This is a genomic window from Methyloterricola oryzae (genome assembly GCF_000934725.1).
Classification (GTDB): domain Bacteria; phylum Pseudomonadota; class Gammaproteobacteria; order Methylococcales; family Methylococcaceae; genus Methyloterricola; species Methyloterricola oryzae.
Map to the genome: position 1 here is coordinate 74,463 of NZ_JYNS01000002.1, position 16,237 is coordinate 90,699.

Here is a 16,237-nt window from a genome sequence, read left to right on the forward strand (position 1 = left end):
GTTTGTAGGGCAGGGGAGTTGGCTTCAAGGGACTTTCGGTTCTATCGCTCGTCGGTCCGGTCGAGAGGCCAGAACATGGCTTTGCTCCCTACCCGTCTCCGGCTTATAGTTATTCGTTTGCAGCTTGGCCGTCGCACCATGGACCGCATTCAGATACGAGGCGCGCGTACCCACAACCTTAAAAACATCGACTTGGACCTGCCCAGGGACAAGTTGATCGTCATCACGGGACTTTCCGGTTCCGGGAAGTCCTCCCTTGCCTTCGACACCATCTATGCGGAGGGCCAAAGGCGCTACGTGGAATCCTTATCCGCCTATGCCCGCCAGTTCCTCTCCATCATGGAAAAGCCTGATGTGGACCACATCGAAGGGCTTTCGCCGGCTATCTCCATCGAGCAGAAATCCACGTCGCACAATCCCAGGTCCACGGTTGGCACCATCACCGAGATCTACGATTACCTCCGGTTGCTGTTCGCCCGGGCGGGCACACCGCGCTGTCCGGTCCATGGCGTGTCGCTGGAGGCCCAGACAGTCAGTCAGATGGTGGACAATGTCCTCGGCCAGCCGGAGGAGTCCCGCTGGATGCTGCTGGCCCCGGTGGTGAGCGAGCGTAAAGGCGAACATGTGCAACTGCTGGAAACCTTGCGTGGTCAAGGCTTTATCCGCGCCCGCATCGACGGTCAGGTTGTGGAACTGGACGAAGCGCCAGCGCTGGATCTGCGCAAGAAGCACAGCATCGAGGTGGTGGTCGATCGCTTCAAGGTGCGAGCCGATCTTTCCCTGCGCTTGGCGGAATCGTTCGAGACGGCTCTCAAGCTGGCCGATGGCATCGCGCTGGTGGTGTCCATGGACGATCCGGCCAAGGAACTGGTCTTTTCCGACAAGTACGCCTGCGCGCACTGCGGTTACTCCCTGAGCGAGCTGGAGCCGCGTATCTTCTCCTTCAATAACCCCAAGGGCGCCTGCCCGCGCTGCGATGGCCTGGGTATACAGCAGTATTTCGATCCACGCCTGATCGTGCACAATCCGCAGTTGAGCCTGGCGGGTGGCGCGGTGCGCGGCTGGGATCGGCGCAACGCCTACTATTTCCAGATCATACGCTCGCTGGGCGAGCATTATGGCTTCGATCCGGAGGATCCATTCGAGAATCTGCCGGAGCGTGTTCGTGAAATAGTGTTTTATGGCAGTGGAAGGGAATCCATCGATTTCAAGCATCTGAACGCGAGGGGGCAGATCCAGGTTCACCGTCATCCCTTCGAAGGCATCATCCACAACATGGAGCGCCGCTATCGCGAGACCGACTCCAGCCTGGTCCGCGACGAGTTGTCCAAGTACTTGTCCAGCAAGCCCTGTCCCGAGTGCGAAGGTACCCGCCTCAATCGCGGTGCTCGCCATGTCTTCGTCGCGGAGAGCTCATTGCCGGAGTTGACCTGCCTACCGATCAAGCGCGCCCTGGGGTTTTTCTCCGAACTGGAACTGCCAGGCCGCCGGGGTGAGGTGGCCGTCAAGATCGTCAAGGAAATTCGCGAGCGCATGCAGTTCCTGGTCAATGTGGGCCTGGATTACCTGACGCTTGATCGTAGCGCGGATACCCTGTCGGGTGGCGAGGCGCAGCGGATTCGACTGGCCAGCCAGGTGGGCGCCGGTCTGGTCGGGGTCATGTACGTGCTGGATGAGCCCTCCATCGGCCTACACCAGCGCGATAATGAGCGCCTGTTGAGCACCCTGGTACGCCTGCGCGACATCGGCAACACTGTCATTGTGGTGGAGCACGACGAGGACGCCATCCTGGCTGCCGATCACGTGGTGGATATTGGTCCTGGTGCCGGCGTGCATGGCGGATCCGTGGTGGCACAAGGCACCCCGCAGGCCATCATGGAAAATCCGAACTCCCTGACAGGACAATTCCTGTCCGGACAGCGCGAGATCGAGGTGCCACAGATTCGCCTGCCGCCGGATTCAAAGCGCCGAGTACGTCTGCGCAACGCCCGCGGCAATAATCTGAAGGGCATCGATGCCGAGTTTCCGGTGGGTCTGTTCACCTGCGTGACCGGCGTTTCCGGCTCGGGCAAGTCGACCCTGGTCAACGATACCCTGTTTCGCCTCGCTGCGCGTGAGCTGAATGGCGCCGGGACCGCGGCGGCGGAATGCGATGGCATCGACGGCCTGGACCTTTTCGACAAGGTTGTGGATATCGACCAAAGTCCAATTGGCCGCACGCCCCGGTCCAATCCCGCGACCTATACCGGATTGTTCACACCGATTCGGGAACTGTTCGCGGCGACGCCGGAGGCCCGTTCCCGTGGCTACAGTCCGGGGCGCTTCAGCTTCAACGTCAAGGGCGGGCGCTGCGAAGCCTGTGCCGGGGACGGCGTCATCAAGGTCGAGATGCACTTCCTGCCCGACATTTTCGTGCACTGCGACGCGTGCAAAGGCCAGCGCTACAACCGGGAGACCCTGGAGATACGCTACAAGGGCCACACTATTCACGAGGTGCTGGAAATGACGGTGGAAATTGCCTGCAACTTCTTTGCGGCGATCCCCTCCGTGCATCGCAAGCTGCAGACCTTGATGGACGTGGGGTTGAGCTATATCACCCTGGGCCAGAACGCCGTCACCCTGTCAGGCGGCGAGGCTCAGCGGGTGAAGCTGGCGCGTGAATTGTCCAAGCGCGACACGGGAAAGACGCTTTATATCCTTGATGAGCCGACAACGGGATTGCATTTTCATGACATCCAACAACTGCTGGGCGTCCTACATCAACTGCGCGATCACGGGAACACGGTGATCGTGATCGAACACAACTTGGAAGTGATCAAGACCGCGGATTGGCTGATCGACCTGGGGCCGGAGGGTGGCGACGGCGGCGGCCGTATCATCGCCCAAGGTACCCCCGAGCAGGTCGCTGCCGATCCCGCCTCCCATACCGGGCGCTTCCTGCGCGCAGTGCTGGAGAAAAGTGCGGGCGCGCGCCGTTCCGGAGTTAAAATGTCTCAAGGAAATAAGGTTCACACGGTGTCAGAAACATGAGCAGACTCCCTTCCAATCAAGACCCCCTATTGAGCCAGATCGGGAAAAGTTTGTTGTCTCCCCTGGTTCGCTACCTGACTGCTCAATGTCAGAAAGTCTACTTTCGGGCCGTGGAGTCAGTCGGGCGGCATAAGCGGGATCTGCTGATTACGCGGGTTGAAAGCGCGCGTGATGGCCTGGAGGAAGCCAAGCAGCAGTTTCAGTGTGCCCTGGAGCGCTTCAGTGCGCTGACCGAATTCGACGGCGGTGAACTGGAGGATGTCTATCGCCAGCTCAAGTTCGAATTCGACTACAGCAAGTCGAAGGCCCTGGCGGTGAAAGATCGCATCGACGCGGTTCAGGATGTGGCCGAGGCCTTGTTCTCAGAATGGGAACAGGAACTTGAGCAGTACTCAAACCGCAGCCTGCGCAGCAGCAGTCGCCAGAAGCTCAAGCAGACTCAACAACTCTACGGGCAACTGATTTCCGCCATGCGTCGGGCCGAGGGGAAGATAGACCCGGTCCTGAGCGCCTTTCAGGACCAGGTCCTGTTTCTCAAGCACAATCTCAATGCCCAGGCGGTGGCGGCCCTGCAGGGTGAACTGACGACCATGAGCATCGGCGTCGCCGGGCTGATTACCGCCATGGAGCGTTCCATTGATCGCGCCAACCTTTTCATGCAGACCATGGCACCACAGAAGGCGCTGACTGCGGAACCCTGAGCCAGTCTCTGCTGGATTGAGCCGCCGATGATTCAACGCAATCAGGCGGCGCCAAGCCGGATGTCCGAATCAGGGAAGCTGAGCCGGCGCCGTAAACACATAGTCCTGAGCCTTCATCATTCCATGACAGGACAGGCATTCCTGCGAGACATCGCCCTTGTCGTAGGGCTTCTGGTCCATACCAAGCCAGCGTGCATAGCCCCAACCGCCGGTGGCGGCATATTTGCCGTCATCTTTCACCATGAAATCAACGTGCACGAACTCTCCCGGAACCACGGCGGTTGGAAAGGTGCCGCTGGCCTTTTGCTTCCAGTTCAATTTGGCGAGGATCGCGCCGTTGGGCCACGGGTTGGTCTTGCCGGCGCGGGCGGCTTCAACGGCTACGCTGTTACCCAGAATGGCGCGCAGCGTCTGGTTTTCGGTGCGCTGCGAAACGGCTATCAAGGTCCAGTTTTTGTAGCCCTCGGGTAGTGCGATGCCGTTTGGCGCTGGTAGCACGCCGACGGCCTCCGCGGCATTTGCTGCAACTGCGAAGGCGCTCAAGGCGAAGATGATTACTTTGGTCATGGGTTTTCCTCCAACGAAAGCCCCAATGCTAACAGTTGGCGGCACGCTTGCCATCCAGGGCGCCAAGCGTCAAACAGGCTTCAACTGAACCCTGGGAGCGCCAATTCCGCTTAGTGTGAGACGCCTCACAGCAGGCCCCAGGACCGGCACCTAGCCTTCAGCCTGATATTCAGGTTGGCGGGGTGGCGTCGTGAAAACAAGAAAAATCTTATCCATGGTGGTCCTGGCGACAGCGGGAGCACTGGTCCAGGCGAGCGAATCTGCGGACTCGACCTTGATTCAGGCGCTGGGTGAGGTCAAGGCGCGGACCGGAGCAGAATTTCAATTGGCGCCGGAACTGGCGCGTGCGCTTGTTTCCGATCAGTCCGTGAAGCTGGCTTCCGCCGGGGACTTGGAAACGGTACTTGCCGGGTATAACTACGCATTGGTCCATGGTGTTGATGGCCGGGTCAGGCAAATTCTGGTCAGCGGCTACGCCGGGCGCGGCAGTTCACCCCCCAGCCTAGGTCAGGAATCGGCAGGCGCGCCGGTGTTTGCCTATGATCCATCGCCAGCCAGCCTGCCGGCCAAGTTTCTGCGACATAACAGCGGCTCCGTTGCGGCAATCAAGATCGATGCCGCGCGCCTGTCGGCCATGCAAAAGGGCGAGCGGTTGACCATGAGCTTGCCTTCCGGCGATTACGCCGTGGTTTACGACAACCTCTTCCATCACGAGAACGGCGACTTTACCTGGGTTGGTTATGTGGACGGCGCCGGTAGAGGCTATCGCGTCATCATTACATCCGGCAGTGAAGGCAGTCTTGGACAGATTGTGACGCCCGATGGCACCTATTCGGTGGATCTTGAGGATGGTCGTAACTGGCTGGTGGACATCAGCGGTTCTGGAATGCAGGCCGGTTCCCTCGAAGGCGATGAGTTGGATGGCTCCCGGGTGAACCGCGGGCACGAGGCGGCATCCGATTCAAGTGCGACCTTGGAGACGGCGCGCTTCCTGGAGGCCAAAAAAGCGAAAAAGGTGAAGAAGGTCAAGAAAGTCAGGAAGGGAAAACAGAAGTCCCTCCCGAATGCAGAAACTACGGAAGCCCCAACGGTCATCGATGTCCTTGTCGTTTACACCCGGGGCATGAATGCGAAGAAAGTACAGACGCGCCTGAACTTCTTGGTTGCCTCGGCCAATCAGGCCTATCTGGATAGCGAAATTTCCGTTCAGCTGCGTCTGGTTGCCACCATCGCTTCGGATTATCCGGACAATGGCCCGAACAACAACGCATTGAACGATCTGACCAACGGGAAAGGCGAATTCGCCGATACAGCCGAATTGCGCCGGGAATATGGAGCGGATCTGATTGCCTTGATTCGGCCTTTTGATTATGCCAGCCAGAAGAACTGCGGTTCCGGCTGGGTCAACGGCGCGCGCGGCTCGGAGTTGTATGCCGCGCTGGGGTACTCGGTCGTCAGCGATGGCAGCGACCCCAGTGGCTGGTATTGCTCGGATTACACCTTCGCCCATGAGCTTGGACACAATATGGGCAGCGTGCACGATGCGGCCAATAGCTCGTTCGAAGGCAAATATCCATTTTCCTATGGCTACGGCGTCGAAGGTAAATTCGGTTCCATCATGAGCTACGTCAATCCGGTGGTCGGTTTGTTTTCCAATCCGCGCTTGACCTGCAAAGGGCAAGCTTGCGGCGACGCGGAATGGGCTGACAACAGCCATTCTCTTGAACTCACGGCGCCTACGGTCGCCAATTTCATGCCCGCTACCCGTTAGCGTCTGCCCGGGCGGTACTTTCGCGTCTTCAACCGAAGAGCCCTGCAAAGGGCTCTTTCTTTTTGCGGCTCCTGATCAATTACGCGCATGGCGGCCGCCGCCGCCTTTTGTTATGGTTGCATCATCGAGAACGAACTTGTCTTACGGCCGCTACGATAGGGGCGCGTAAGTCTGGAGAGATTCAATGCAGACCAATGAATCTGAAGACAAGCCCATCCGCCTCTCCGTGCTGGGCATGCGCTGTGCCGGTTGTGTCTCCGCCGTGGAAGGGGCGTTGCGTGCGGTACCCGGGGTAGTTTCCGCTGATGTCAATTTCGCCGATCATACTGCCCTGATCCATGGGGCAGTCGATCCGAACGAACTGCGCAAGTCTGTCCAGTCGGCCGGCTATGACGCCGCCGTCATGGAAGAACTGGAGGATCTGAGTAGCCAGGATGTCCTGGAGGAAGAACGCTATCGTGCGTTGATGCGTAAAGCCGCAGTGGCGGGAGCCTTGGGCGTGCCGCTCATGCTGGGCGCGCATCTCGGCTGGTTTCCTGATCTGGGTACCGCAGCAGGCAGCAGGTTCTGGTCTTGGGTGGCTTTGCTCACCCTGGCTGTTCTGTACTACTCAGGTGGACACTTTTACTCCGGGGCTATCAGCACCCTGCGCTTGAAGCAGGCGAACATGGACACCCTGATTGCCCTCGGCACCGGTGCGGCCTGGCTTTATTCGACGGTCGCCATCGATTTTTCCTCGATCTTGCCGGCCGGGTCCCAGCACGCTTACTTTGAGGCGGCCGCGGTCATTCTGGGTTTCATCAATCTTGGTTCGGCGCTGGAGATGCGCGCGCGCGGCAAGACCTCATCGGCCATACGCCAGTTGATCGGGTTGCAGCCTCGCACCGCGCGCGTGGTGCGCGACGGTCAGGAGGTGGATGTGCCCATCGCCGACATCGGCCTGGGCGAGACCCTGCGCGTCCGTCCCGGCGAGAAGGTGGCCGTGGACGGCAAAATCATTGAGGGCCACTCCAGCCTGGATGAGTCCATGCTCACCGGAGAACCCTTGCCGGTGGAAAAGACCGTCGGCGATGACGTCATCGCCGGCACATTGAATCAGCACGGTACCTTTGTCTTCGAGGCGACCCGTATCGGCCGCGATACCATGCTGGCGCAGATCATCGCCAGCGTCCGCCAGGCCCAGGCGACCAAGCCGGCCATCGCAAGACTGGTGGACCAGGTTTCCGCGGTTTTCGTGCCGGTCGTGGTCGCGATATCTGTGCTCACTTTTCTCATCTGGCTGATCTTCGGGCCATCGCCCTCCCTGGGCTACGCCTTCGTCACGGCCATGACCGTACTGGTCATCGCCTGCCCCTGCGCGTTGGGACTGGCGACGCCCATTTCCATCATGGTGGCGGTGGGCCGTTCGGCGCAAAAAGGAATCCTTATTCGCAACGGTGATGCCTTGCAGGCGAGCGGGAAACTGACCGCCGTAATCCTGGACAAGACCGGCACGGTTACACAGGGACGTCCGAGCGTATCCCGGGTGGTGGCTGCGGCGGGGCATGAAGAGGAGCGTGTTCTGACGCTGGCCGCGTGCCTGGAAAAGGGCTCGGAGCATCCGCTTGCCGCGGCGATTCTGGCCGAGGCCAGCCATCGTGGCATCAAGCCGAAAGCCGTCAAAAAGTTTCAGGCCCTGGTGGGGCGCGGCGTCATGGCCGAATTGGACGGGCATGTCCTGCGCTTCGGGAACGAGCTTCTGATGACGGAGGCCGGCGTCGATTTCCAGGCCTTGAAGAATGTCATGGCGGAATTGGCGGCGCAGGGGCATACGCCCATGCTGCTGGCGGAGGACGATCAAGCGCTGGGCTTGGTGGCCGTTGCCGACCCCATCAAGCCGGATAGCCGCGAGGCGGTTTCCCAGTTGAAGGCGATGGGCGTGCGCGTGCTCATGGTGACGGGCGACAACCCGGTCACCGCTCAGGCCATCGCGCGCGAGGCCGGAATCGACGAGGTGAGGGCGCAAGTGCTGCCTCAGGACAAGGCCCAAGTGGTTAGGGATCTGCAGGCTCAAGGCCTGGTGGTGGGCATGGTGGGGGACGGCATCAATGACGCGCCGGCTCTGGCCCAGGCCGACGTGGGCTTTGCCATCGGGACCGGCACCGACATCGCCATCGAGAGCGGTGATGTGATCATCATGCGCGGTTCGCTGCTGAAGCTGGTCGACGCGATGGATCTGTCCAAGGCCACCGTGCGCAACATCAAGCAAAACCTATTTGGCGCCTTTATTTACAACACCATCAGTATTCCTGTCGCGGCGGGCCTGTTGTACCCCGCTTTTGGCCTGCTGCTCAATCCGATGATCGCGGGGGCTGCCATGGCCATGTCCTCGGTGACGGTGGTCAGCAATGCCAACCGCCTGCGTTTCAAATAAACCGGGCAATAGCCCGTGCGCGCAGGCGTGCGGGCGTCGCCGGCTCGTCTCCTTGATGCTAGAATGGCGCGTTAATTGTTTGTCGTTTTCTAGCGAGGTTTTCTCTCCATCATGGCTGGTCATAGCAAGTGGGCCAATATTCAGCATCGCAAGGGGGCCCAGGATGCTCGCAGGGGTAAGCTGTTCACCAAACTGATACGGGAAATCACCGTGTCGGCCCGCGCCGGGGGCGGCGATCCCGGGAATAATCCGCGTCTACGCGCCGTCATCGACAAGGCGCTGACCGCGAACATGTCCAAGGACACCATCGAGCGGGCGGTCAAGAAAGGCACCGGCGCCGGCGAGGGCGACAACTTCGAGGAGGTCCGCTACGAGGGCTATGGCCCGGGCGGCACGGCCGTCATGGTGGATTGCCTCACCGACAACCGAAATCGCACCGTGTCGGAAGTGCGCCACGCCTTCAGCAAATCGGGTGGAAACCTGGGCACGGACGGCTCCGTGGCTTATTTGTTCAGCAAGGTGGGTGTATTGAGCTTTCCGGCTGGGAGCGACGAAGACAAAGCCATGGAACTCGCATTGGAGGCGGGCGCCGACGACGTGGTCGCCAACGATGACGGTTCCTTTGACGTCCTGACCACGCCGGAGCAGTTCGAGGCGGTACGCGATGCCTTGAGCGCAGGCGGCCTGGCGGCGGAGAACGCCGAGGTCACCATGCGCGCCAGCACCAGCAGCCAGCTCAGCCAGGAGGACGCGGAGAAGATGATCCGCCTGCTGGAGCGGCTGGAAGATCTCGACGACGTGCAGAACGTGTATTCCAACGCTGATATCAGCGAAGAAATCCTCGAAAAGATTGCCTGACAGGCGAGGTGCCTTGACACGCATTTTAGGGATCGATCCAGGCTCCCGGGCCACCGGTTATGGCGTGATCGACGAGCGCGCCAATGGGGCGGTGCTGGTGGCCTGCGGCTGCATCCGGACGGACACGGAAACGTTCCCGGACCGTCTCAAGCAGATTTACGACGGCGTGTTTCGCGTCGTTCAGGACTATGCGCCGCATGAACTGGCGATCGAGCAGGTGTTCATGCACAAGAACGCCGATTCCGCACTCAAATTGGGACAGGCCCGCGGTTCGGCCATCTGCGGCGCCCTGGCGGGCGGCCTGCCGGTCTTCGAATATGCCGCGCGTCAGGTGAAGCAGGCGCTGGTGGGCAAGGGCAGTGCCGACAAGGTGCAGGTCCAGCACATGGTCAGGATCCTGCTCAACATGTCGGGGGCTCTCCAGGCTGACGCCGCGGATGCTTTGGGCGTGGCCCTGTGCCACCTGCATACGCAGCAAACCTTGCGACGCATTCAGGGCGCAGGCCGCAGCGCCGCGGGAGGCAGGCTGTGATCGGCTTTCTGCGCGGGACGCTGGCCTCCAAGCATGCGCCGTCTCTGGTGATCGACGTCGGGGGCGTGGGCTACGAGCTGGACGCGCCCATGTCCACGTTTTTCAAACTGCCGGCGGTCGGCGAGACCGTCATGCTGCACACCCATCTGCAGGTGCGCGAAGACGCGCACACCTTGTTCGGTTTCTTCTCCGAGTCTGAAAGGGCCCTGTTCCGCAGCCTGATCCGGGTGAGCGGGGTCGGCGCGAAGCTGGCTCTGGCGATCCTTTCGGGCATCAGCGTGGACGAGTTCCAGCGTTGCGTCCAGGCGGCTGATACTTCGGTACTGGTGCGCCTGCCGGGGATCGGCAAGAAGACCGCCGAGCGCCTCATCATCGAGATGCGTGACCGCTTGCCCGACCTGGGAGTCGCACCGGCCGTTCCTGGTGGCATCGGCGTGCCCGGCGAGGCGTCGGCGGTGCAGGAAGCGGTCGGCGCACTGGTTGCGCTGGGCTTCAAGCCCCAGGAGGCGGGCGCCATGGTGCGCAAGCTTCCGAGCGAGGGCCGCACGGCCGAAGACCTGATCCGCCAGGCCCTGCAAGGCGCGGCGAAGTAGGCCATGATGGATTCCATGTCACAGGAAGAGCGTCTGGTGAGTCCTCGCGGCGGCGTTGAGGACGTCATCGACCGCGCCGTGCGGCCGCGCTTGCTGCAGGACTACGTGGGCCAGAAGGCCATGCGCGAGCAGATGGGGATCTTCATCCAGGCGGCCCGCACGCGTCAGGAGGCCTTGGATCATGTACTGATCTTCGGTCCGCCGGGTCTGGGCAAGACCACCCTGGCCAACATCATCGCCAACGAGATGGGTGTGAAGATTCGCCAGACCTCCGGGCCCGTCATGGAAAAGGCCGGCGATCTGGCTGCCATACTCACCAACCTGGAGCCGCGCGACGTTCTGTTCATCGATGAGATCCACCGGCTGAGCCCCGCCGTGGAGGAAGTCCTGTATCCGGCCATGGAGGACTACCAGATCGATATCATGATCGGCGAGGGGCCGGCGGCGCGCTCCATCAAACTGGACCTCCCCCCGTTCACCCTGGTGGGCGCGACCACTCGCGCCGGCCTGCTCACTTCGCCCCTGCGCGACCGCTTCGGCATCGTCCATCGCCTGGAGTTCTACACCGTCGAGGAATTGACCCAGATCGTCAGCCGCTCGGCCAGCCTCCTCGGCGTTGCCATGAGTCCGGAAGGCGCGGGTGAGATTGCCCGCCGCGCGCGGGGCACGCCACGCATTGCCAATCGCCTGCTGCGGCGCGTGCGCGATTTCGCCGAGGTCAAGGCGGACGGCGCGGTGACGCGTGATCTGGCGGCCCAGGCCCTGGAGATGCTGAAGGTGGATCGGGTTGGATTCGATCCCTTGGACCGCAAGTTTTTACGCACCTTGATCGACATGTTCGACGGCGGCCCGGTCGGCCTGGACAATTTGGCGGCGGCCATCAGCGAGGAGCGCGGCACCATCGAGGATGTGCTCGAGCCTTATCTGATCCAGCAGGGTTTCATCATGCGCACGCCACGGGGCCGGGTCGCGACACGCACCGCCTATTTGCACTTCGGCCTGGAGCCGCCCCGGCCTGAACCCCGCAACGAAGACTTGTTCTGAACATGGAACCCGCGGAAACAGGCTTTTTCTGGCCGGTGCGCGTCTATTACGAGGACACCGACGCCGGTGGCGTGGTGTACTACGCCAATTACCTGAAATTCTTCGAGCGCGCGCGCACCGAGCGGCTGCGGGCCATGGGGTTCGAACAGGACACGCTGCGAGCGGAACACGGCGTGCTGTTCGCGGTGAGGTCGGTCCAGGCCGAGTACCTGAAACCGGCCCGCTTCAACGACAAACTCCAAGTTACCGCCGAAATTTCCGAGTTGAAACGCGCCAGCCTGAGCTTTACCCAGGAGATTCGGCGGGAAGGACCCGCCGGAGACCTTTTGTGCCAGGCGAGCATCCGCATCGTCTGTCTGACCGCGGACATGCTGCGGCCCACCGCCATCCCCGATTTTCTTTTGCAACGGATCAAAGATGAATTCTGACCTGTCGATATTCACCCTGATCAAGGAAGCCAGCGCGGTCGTGCAGATCGTGATGTTCATGCTGATGCTGGCGTCGGTGGTCTCCTGGACCTATATCTTCTCAAAGTTCAAGGAATTGCGGCGCGCCGAGCAGACCTCGGACGAGTTCGAGGAACGCTTCTGGTCGGGTATCGACCTGGCCGATCTGTATCGTCAACTGGCCAGCGAGGACTATGACAGCGAGGGCATGGAGAACATTTTCCTGGTGGGCTTCAAGGAGTTCGCGCGATTGCGGCAGCAGCCGGGCATCACTCCCGATGCGGTGGTGGAAGGCGCTCAGCGCGGCATGCGGGTGGCGCTATCGCGCGAGTTGGACCGGCTCGACGAGCGCCTGCCTTTCCTGGCCACGGTGGGTTCGACCAGCCCTTATGTGGGCCTGTTCGGCACCGTTTGGGGCATCATGAATTCCTTCCGCTCTCTGGGCAGCGTCAAGCAGGCGACCTTGGCGATGGTGGCGCCGGGAATCTCCGAGGCTCTGGTGGCCACGGCCATGGGCTTGTTCGCCGCCATTCCGGCGGTCATGGCGTACAACCGCTTTTCCACCCACATCGGGCGTCTGGCCAATCGCTATGAGGCCTTCACCGAGGAATTCCTGAGCCTGCTGCATCGTCAGGCGCACGCCAAATGAACGTGCAATCCGGCGGCGGCCGCGGGAGCCGCAGAAAGCCCATGGCGGAGATCAACGTCGTTCCTTACATCGACGTTTCCCTCGTGCTGCTTATCATCTTCATGATCACGGCGCCTTTGTTGCAAACCGGCGTGGACGTGGACCTTCCGCAAGCGGAAGCCAAGACCGTGGACCCCGCTCAGGATCCGCCGGTGGTGGTGAGCATCAATGCGGAAGGCCAGTTGTTCGTGGATGCCGGCGCCCAGGATGACGTGGCGGTCGACACCGACGAACTGCCCGGACGGGTGATGGCGGCGCTGCAGGACAAGCCCAACCGGCCCGTGCTGATCCGCGGCGACAAGTCGGTGGATTACGGCCGCGTCGTGACCGTCATGGCAAGGCTCAAACAGGCCGGCGTTCCCACCGTAGGCTTGATGACCAGTCCCGTCACAGAATGATCGCAACCCGGATGCGCGGTAATCGGGGGCCTTTGGCGCTCTCGCTGATCCTGCACGCCATTCTGTTCCTGCTGTTTGCCATCAACTTCGATTCGGTCAAGCCCCCGGAACTCCCCCCGCAGCCAGAGATCATCGAGGCGGTGATCATGGACGAGGCGCAGATCCAGGCGGCGATGCAAGCGCTTGGCAGGCCCGAGAGCAAGGAGCCCGAGGCCGAAGCGCCAAGGGAGAAGGCTGAGGAATCGACTGCAAAATCGGTGCAGGAGCAGCTTGCTCAGGCTGAAGAAGCCGAGCGGCAGCGGCGCCAGCGGCAAGAAAAGGCCGCCGAGGAGCGCCGAAAGCAAGAGGATGCCCGGCGCAAGGCGGAAGAGAGGGAGAAGAAAGAGGAAGTGGAGCGCAAGGCGGAAGCCGAAGAGCGCAAGCAGGCGGAAGATAAACGTTTGGCGGCGGAAGCCGCGCGCAAGCACGCGGAGGAGGAAGCGCGCAAGCGCGCCGAGCAGCAGGAAGCGGATAAGCGCCGCGTGGCCGAAGAAAAGCGCCGGGAAGAAGCAGAAGGTCAGCGTCGTGCGCAACAAAAGGCGGAAGCCGAGTCCAAACGCCGCGCGGAGCAGGAGGCCCAGAAGAAGGCAGAGGCCGAGTCCAAACGCAGCCTGGAACAGGAGGCTCAGAAGAAGGCCGAGGCTGAGGCCAAAAGACAGGCCGATCAGGCAGAGAGGCGCAAAGCCGAAGCCGAGGCGAAGCGGCAAGCCGAACTGGCAGAGCAAAAAAGAGCCGCGGAAACCAAACGCCTTGCGGAGCTGGAAGCGAAGCGTCAGGCGGAGCTCGAGGCGGAGAAGAAAGCGCAGCTGGAGGCCAAGCATCAGGCCGAGGTCGAGGCGAAGCGGAAGTCCGAGTTGGAGGCGCGCAAGCGGGAAGAGTCCGAGGCCCAGCGCCAAGTGGAGGCGCGCAAGAAGGCCGAGGCGGAACAGAAGCGGCAGGCGGAACTGACGGAGCAAAAGAAGGCGGCTGATGCCGAGGCTAGGCGGCGTGCCGAAGCGGAGGCGAAGAAACAGGCGGAAGCCAAGCGCGCTGCTGAGGCAGATGCCAAGAAGCAGGCTGAGGCCGACGCCAAGCGCAAGGCGGAAGCCGAGGCCAGGCGACAATCGGAGCTGGCGGAGCAGAAAAAGGCCGCAGAGGCCAAGCGAGCCGCTGAACAGGAAGCGAAGCGCCAGGCAGAGAGCGAGGCCCGCAAGAAGGCCGAAGCAGACGCCAAGGCGCAAGCCGAGCGCGAGGCCCGGCAGCGTGCCGCTCAGGAGGCGGCCGCCCGTCAGAAAGCTGAAGCCGAAGCCAAGCGGCAGGCGGAGTTGGCCGCACAGAAAAAGGCCGAGGCTGAAGCCAAGAAGAAGGCCGATGCGGAAGCCAAGCGCGCGGCGGAGTTGGAAGCACGACGCCAGGCAGAAGCCGAGCTCAAGAAACAGGCCGAGGCCGAGGCGGCAGCCCGCAAGCGCGCAGAGGCTGAGAAACAGCGCAAGGCGCAGCAAGAGCGAGAGGCTGCGCTCAAGGCGCAGTTGGAGGAGGAACGGCAGGCGGTCGCCGCGCAGAAAGCGAAGAAGGAAGCAGAGGACGCCGCTAGAGCCTGGGCCAACAACTATATCAAGCCCCGGGTGGAAGCCCGCTGGGTTGGTGTCAAGAGCGGACTGTCCTGTACAATTCAGGTCACGACCCTGCCGGGCGGCGCGGTCCGCGACGCCCGTGTCACCCGCTCCAGCGGCGATTCGGCGTTTGACCGATCAGCCGAAGCCGCCGTGCTCAAGTCGTCGCCGCTGCCCATGCCGCCAGATGCCAAGGTGGCGCAGGCATTACGCTCATTCCAGTTCTTGTTCAGGCCCGACTAGATCATCAGGTATCACAGCGTGTTGAGTCGATATAGCATTCTCAGCCTTTGGCTGGCCCTTTGTCTTGCATTCATGGCGCCCGCCCTGCGCGCCGAACTGACCGTACAGATCACCCAAGGCGCCGAGGGCGGCATACCCATCGCTATCGTGCCTTTCGCGGGCGGAGCCGGGGGAGCCGAGAACATTGGCGCCATCGTGGCTGCGGACCTGGCCCGCACCGGTCGGTTCAAGACCTTGCCAACACATGCCATGCCGGAGCAGCCGTCGTCGCCCGATCAAGTCCACTTCGACGCTTGGCGCGGTCAGGGTCAGGACAATCTGGTGATCGGCCAGGTGCGCCCAGGTGGGGCGCAGTTCTATCTGTTCGACGCGGTGCGCGGCAATCTGCTCACCAGTCTGACGGTGCCCTTCGGACCCCAGGAACAGCGCAAGGCGGCGCATCGCATCGCCGACATCATCTACCAGCAGCTCACCGGGGAGCCCGGGGCTTTCGATACCCGCGTCGCCTATGTCACCGTGACCGGCAACAGCCCGGCCAACCGCCAGTACCGACTGCAGATCGCGGACACGGACGGATTCAACCCGCAAAGCGTGATCACCTCGAAAGAGCCGGTCATGTCGCCCGCCTGGTCACCGGATGGGCGAAAAATCGCCTACGTGTCATTCGAAAACAAGACGGCCGCGATCTTTGTGCAGACCCTCGCCACGGGCGAACGCGAGAAGGTGTCGGAACTGCCCGGCATCAACGGCGCCCCCGCTTGGTCACCGGATGGTTCGCGTCTGGCGGTGACCCTCTCCAAGGACGGCAATCCCGAGATCTATGTCTTGAGTTTGGCCTCCCGTTCCCTGCGCCGCGTCACCGACAACCTGTCCATCGACACCGAGCCATCTTGGTCCCCGGACGGCAGTTCCATCCTGTTTACCTCGGATCGTGGCGGAAAACCGCAGCTGTACCTGGTGTCGGCCGGCGGCGGCGAACCGCGGCGGGTAACCTTCGAGGGCGATTATAATGCCCGCGGCGTGTTCTCTCCCGACGGGAAAAGCATCGCCATGGTGCATGGCAATCGTGGCGACTACCGTATCGGTGTCATGGAACTGGACAGCCGCCAGATTCGAGTGGTGAGCAGCGGACCGCAGGACGAGTCGCCCGGATTCGCGCCCAACGGCAGCATGATTCTCTACGCGACCCGGGCCGGTGGCAGCGGCCAGCTGTCCGCGGTCTCCATCGACGGCAAGGTGCGGCAGAGCCTGCGCATTGAAGGCGGCGAGGTCCGCCAGCCGGCCTGGTCGCCTTAGGGCAGACAGGCACGTGTAGTTTGAGC

General features: G+C 62.0%; 14 protein-coding genes. 13 read left to right on the plus strand and 1 reads right to left on the minus strand.

Annotation, left to right across the window (positions count from 1 at the left end; translation table 11 throughout):
* Nucleotides 1-138 precede the first annotated feature (138 nt).
* Both uvrA and EK23_RS04215 read left to right on the plus strand, forming a co-directional pair.
* Nucleotides 139-3,030, plus strand: coding sequence for an excinuclease ABC subunit UvrA (gene uvrA / locus EK23_RS04210; RefSeq protein ID WP_082053925.1), 2,892 nt, complete (start codon nucleotides 139-141; stop codon nucleotides 3,028-3,030).
* Nucleotides 3,027-3,731: a DUF2959 domain-containing protein gene (locus EK23_RS04215; RefSeq protein ID WP_045224077.1), complete on the plus strand. Its 705-nt coding sequence runs from the start codon at nucleotides 3,027-3,029 to the stop codon at nucleotides 3,729-3,731. Before uvrA ends, EK23_RS04215 begins: the two co-directional genes overlap by 4 nt.
* Before the next feature lie 69 nt (nucleotides 3,732-3,800).
* On the opposite strand, the gene EK23_RS04220 is transcribed toward EK23_RS04215, so the two are convergent.
* Entirely contained in the window at nucleotides 3,801-4,298 is a 498-nt protein-coding gene (locus EK23_RS04220) for a cytochrome P460 family protein (RefSeq protein ID WP_045224078.1), read from the minus strand.
* 190 nt (nucleotides 4,299-4,488) lie between these two features.
* Between EK23_RS04220 and EK23_RS21485 the strand changes: the two genes are divergently transcribed.
* The 11 genes from EK23_RS21485 to tolB all read left to right on the plus strand — a co-directional run bounded on the left by EK23_RS21485 (nucleotide 4,489) and on the right by tolB (nucleotide 16,211).
* Nucleotides 4,489-6,069 (plus strand): reprolysin-like metallopeptidase, encoded by a 1,581-nt coding sequence (locus EK23_RS21485; protein WP_145998549.1) that lies wholly within the window; start codon nucleotides 4,489-4,491, stop codon nucleotides 6,067-6,069.
* Nucleotides 6,070-6,253: 184 nt separating this feature from the next.
* Complete coding sequence (locus EK23_RS04230) at nucleotides 6,254-8,482, plus strand: heavy metal translocating P-type ATPase (RefSeq protein ID WP_045224079.1); 2,229 nt, start codon at nucleotides 6,254-6,256, stop codon at nucleotides 8,480-8,482.
* A gap of 111 nt (nucleotides 8,483-8,593) precedes the next feature.
* Nucleotides 8,594-9,340 (plus strand): YebC/PmpR family DNA-binding transcriptional regulator, encoded by a 747-nt coding sequence (locus tag EK23_RS04235; RefSeq protein WP_045224080.1) that lies wholly within the window; start codon nucleotides 8,594-8,596, stop codon nucleotides 9,338-9,340.
* Nucleotides 9,341-9,353: 13 nt separating this feature from the next.
* Nucleotides 9,354-9,872 carry a crossover junction endodeoxyribonuclease RuvC gene (gene ruvC / locus EK23_RS04240; RefSeq protein WP_045224081.1) on the plus strand — a complete coding sequence of 173 codons (519 nt, stop codon included), beginning with the start codon at nucleotides 9,354-9,356 and terminating at the stop codon, nucleotides 9,870-9,872.
* Entirely contained in the window at nucleotides 9,869-10,465 is a 597-nt protein-coding gene (gene ruvA / locus EK23_RS04245; protein WP_045224082.1) for a Holliday junction branch migration protein RuvA, read from the plus strand. Before ruvC ends, ruvA begins: the two co-directional genes overlap by 4 nt.
* A gap of 15 nt (nucleotides 10,466-10,480) precedes the next feature.
* On the plus strand, nucleotides 10,481-11,509 hold the full coding sequence (ruvB, locus tag EK23_RS04250) for a Holliday junction branch migration DNA helicase RuvB (RefSeq protein ID WP_045224401.1): 1,029 nt from the start codon (nucleotides 10,481-10,483) through the stop codon (nucleotides 11,507-11,509).
* A 2-nt stretch (nucleotides 11,510-11,511) separates the two neighbouring features.
* Nucleotides 11,512-11,937 (plus strand): tol-pal system-associated acyl-CoA thioesterase, encoded by a 426-nt coding sequence (ybgC, locus tag EK23_RS04255; protein ID WP_045224083.1) that lies wholly within the window; start codon nucleotides 11,512-11,514, stop codon nucleotides 11,935-11,937.
* Nucleotides 11,927-12,604 carry a protein TolQ gene (tolQ, locus tag EK23_RS04260; RefSeq protein ID WP_045224084.1) on the plus strand — a complete coding sequence of 226 codons (678 nt, stop codon included), beginning with the start codon at nucleotides 11,927-11,929 and terminating at the stop codon, nucleotides 12,602-12,604. Before ybgC ends, tolQ begins: the two co-directional genes overlap by 11 nt.
* Nucleotides 12,601-13,041, plus strand: coding sequence for a protein TolR (gene tolR / locus EK23_RS04265; protein ID WP_045224085.1), 441 nt, complete (start codon nucleotides 12,601-12,603; stop codon nucleotides 13,039-13,041). Before tolQ ends, tolR begins: the two co-directional genes overlap by 4 nt.
* A complete protein-coding gene (gene tolA / locus EK23_RS04270; RefSeq protein WP_052807915.1) occupies nucleotides 13,038-14,915 on the plus strand; it encodes a cell envelope integrity protein TolA in 1,878 nt (625 codons plus the stop codon). Before tolR ends, tolA begins: the two co-directional genes overlap by 4 nt.
* 21 nt (nucleotides 14,916-14,936) lie before the next feature.
* Nucleotides 14,937-16,211, plus strand: coding sequence for a Tol-Pal system beta propeller repeat protein TolB (gene tolB, locus EK23_RS04275; RefSeq protein WP_045224086.1), 1,275 nt, complete (start codon nucleotides 14,937-14,939; stop codon nucleotides 16,209-16,211).
* The last annotated feature ends 26 nt before the right edge of the window (nucleotides 16,212-16,237 follow it).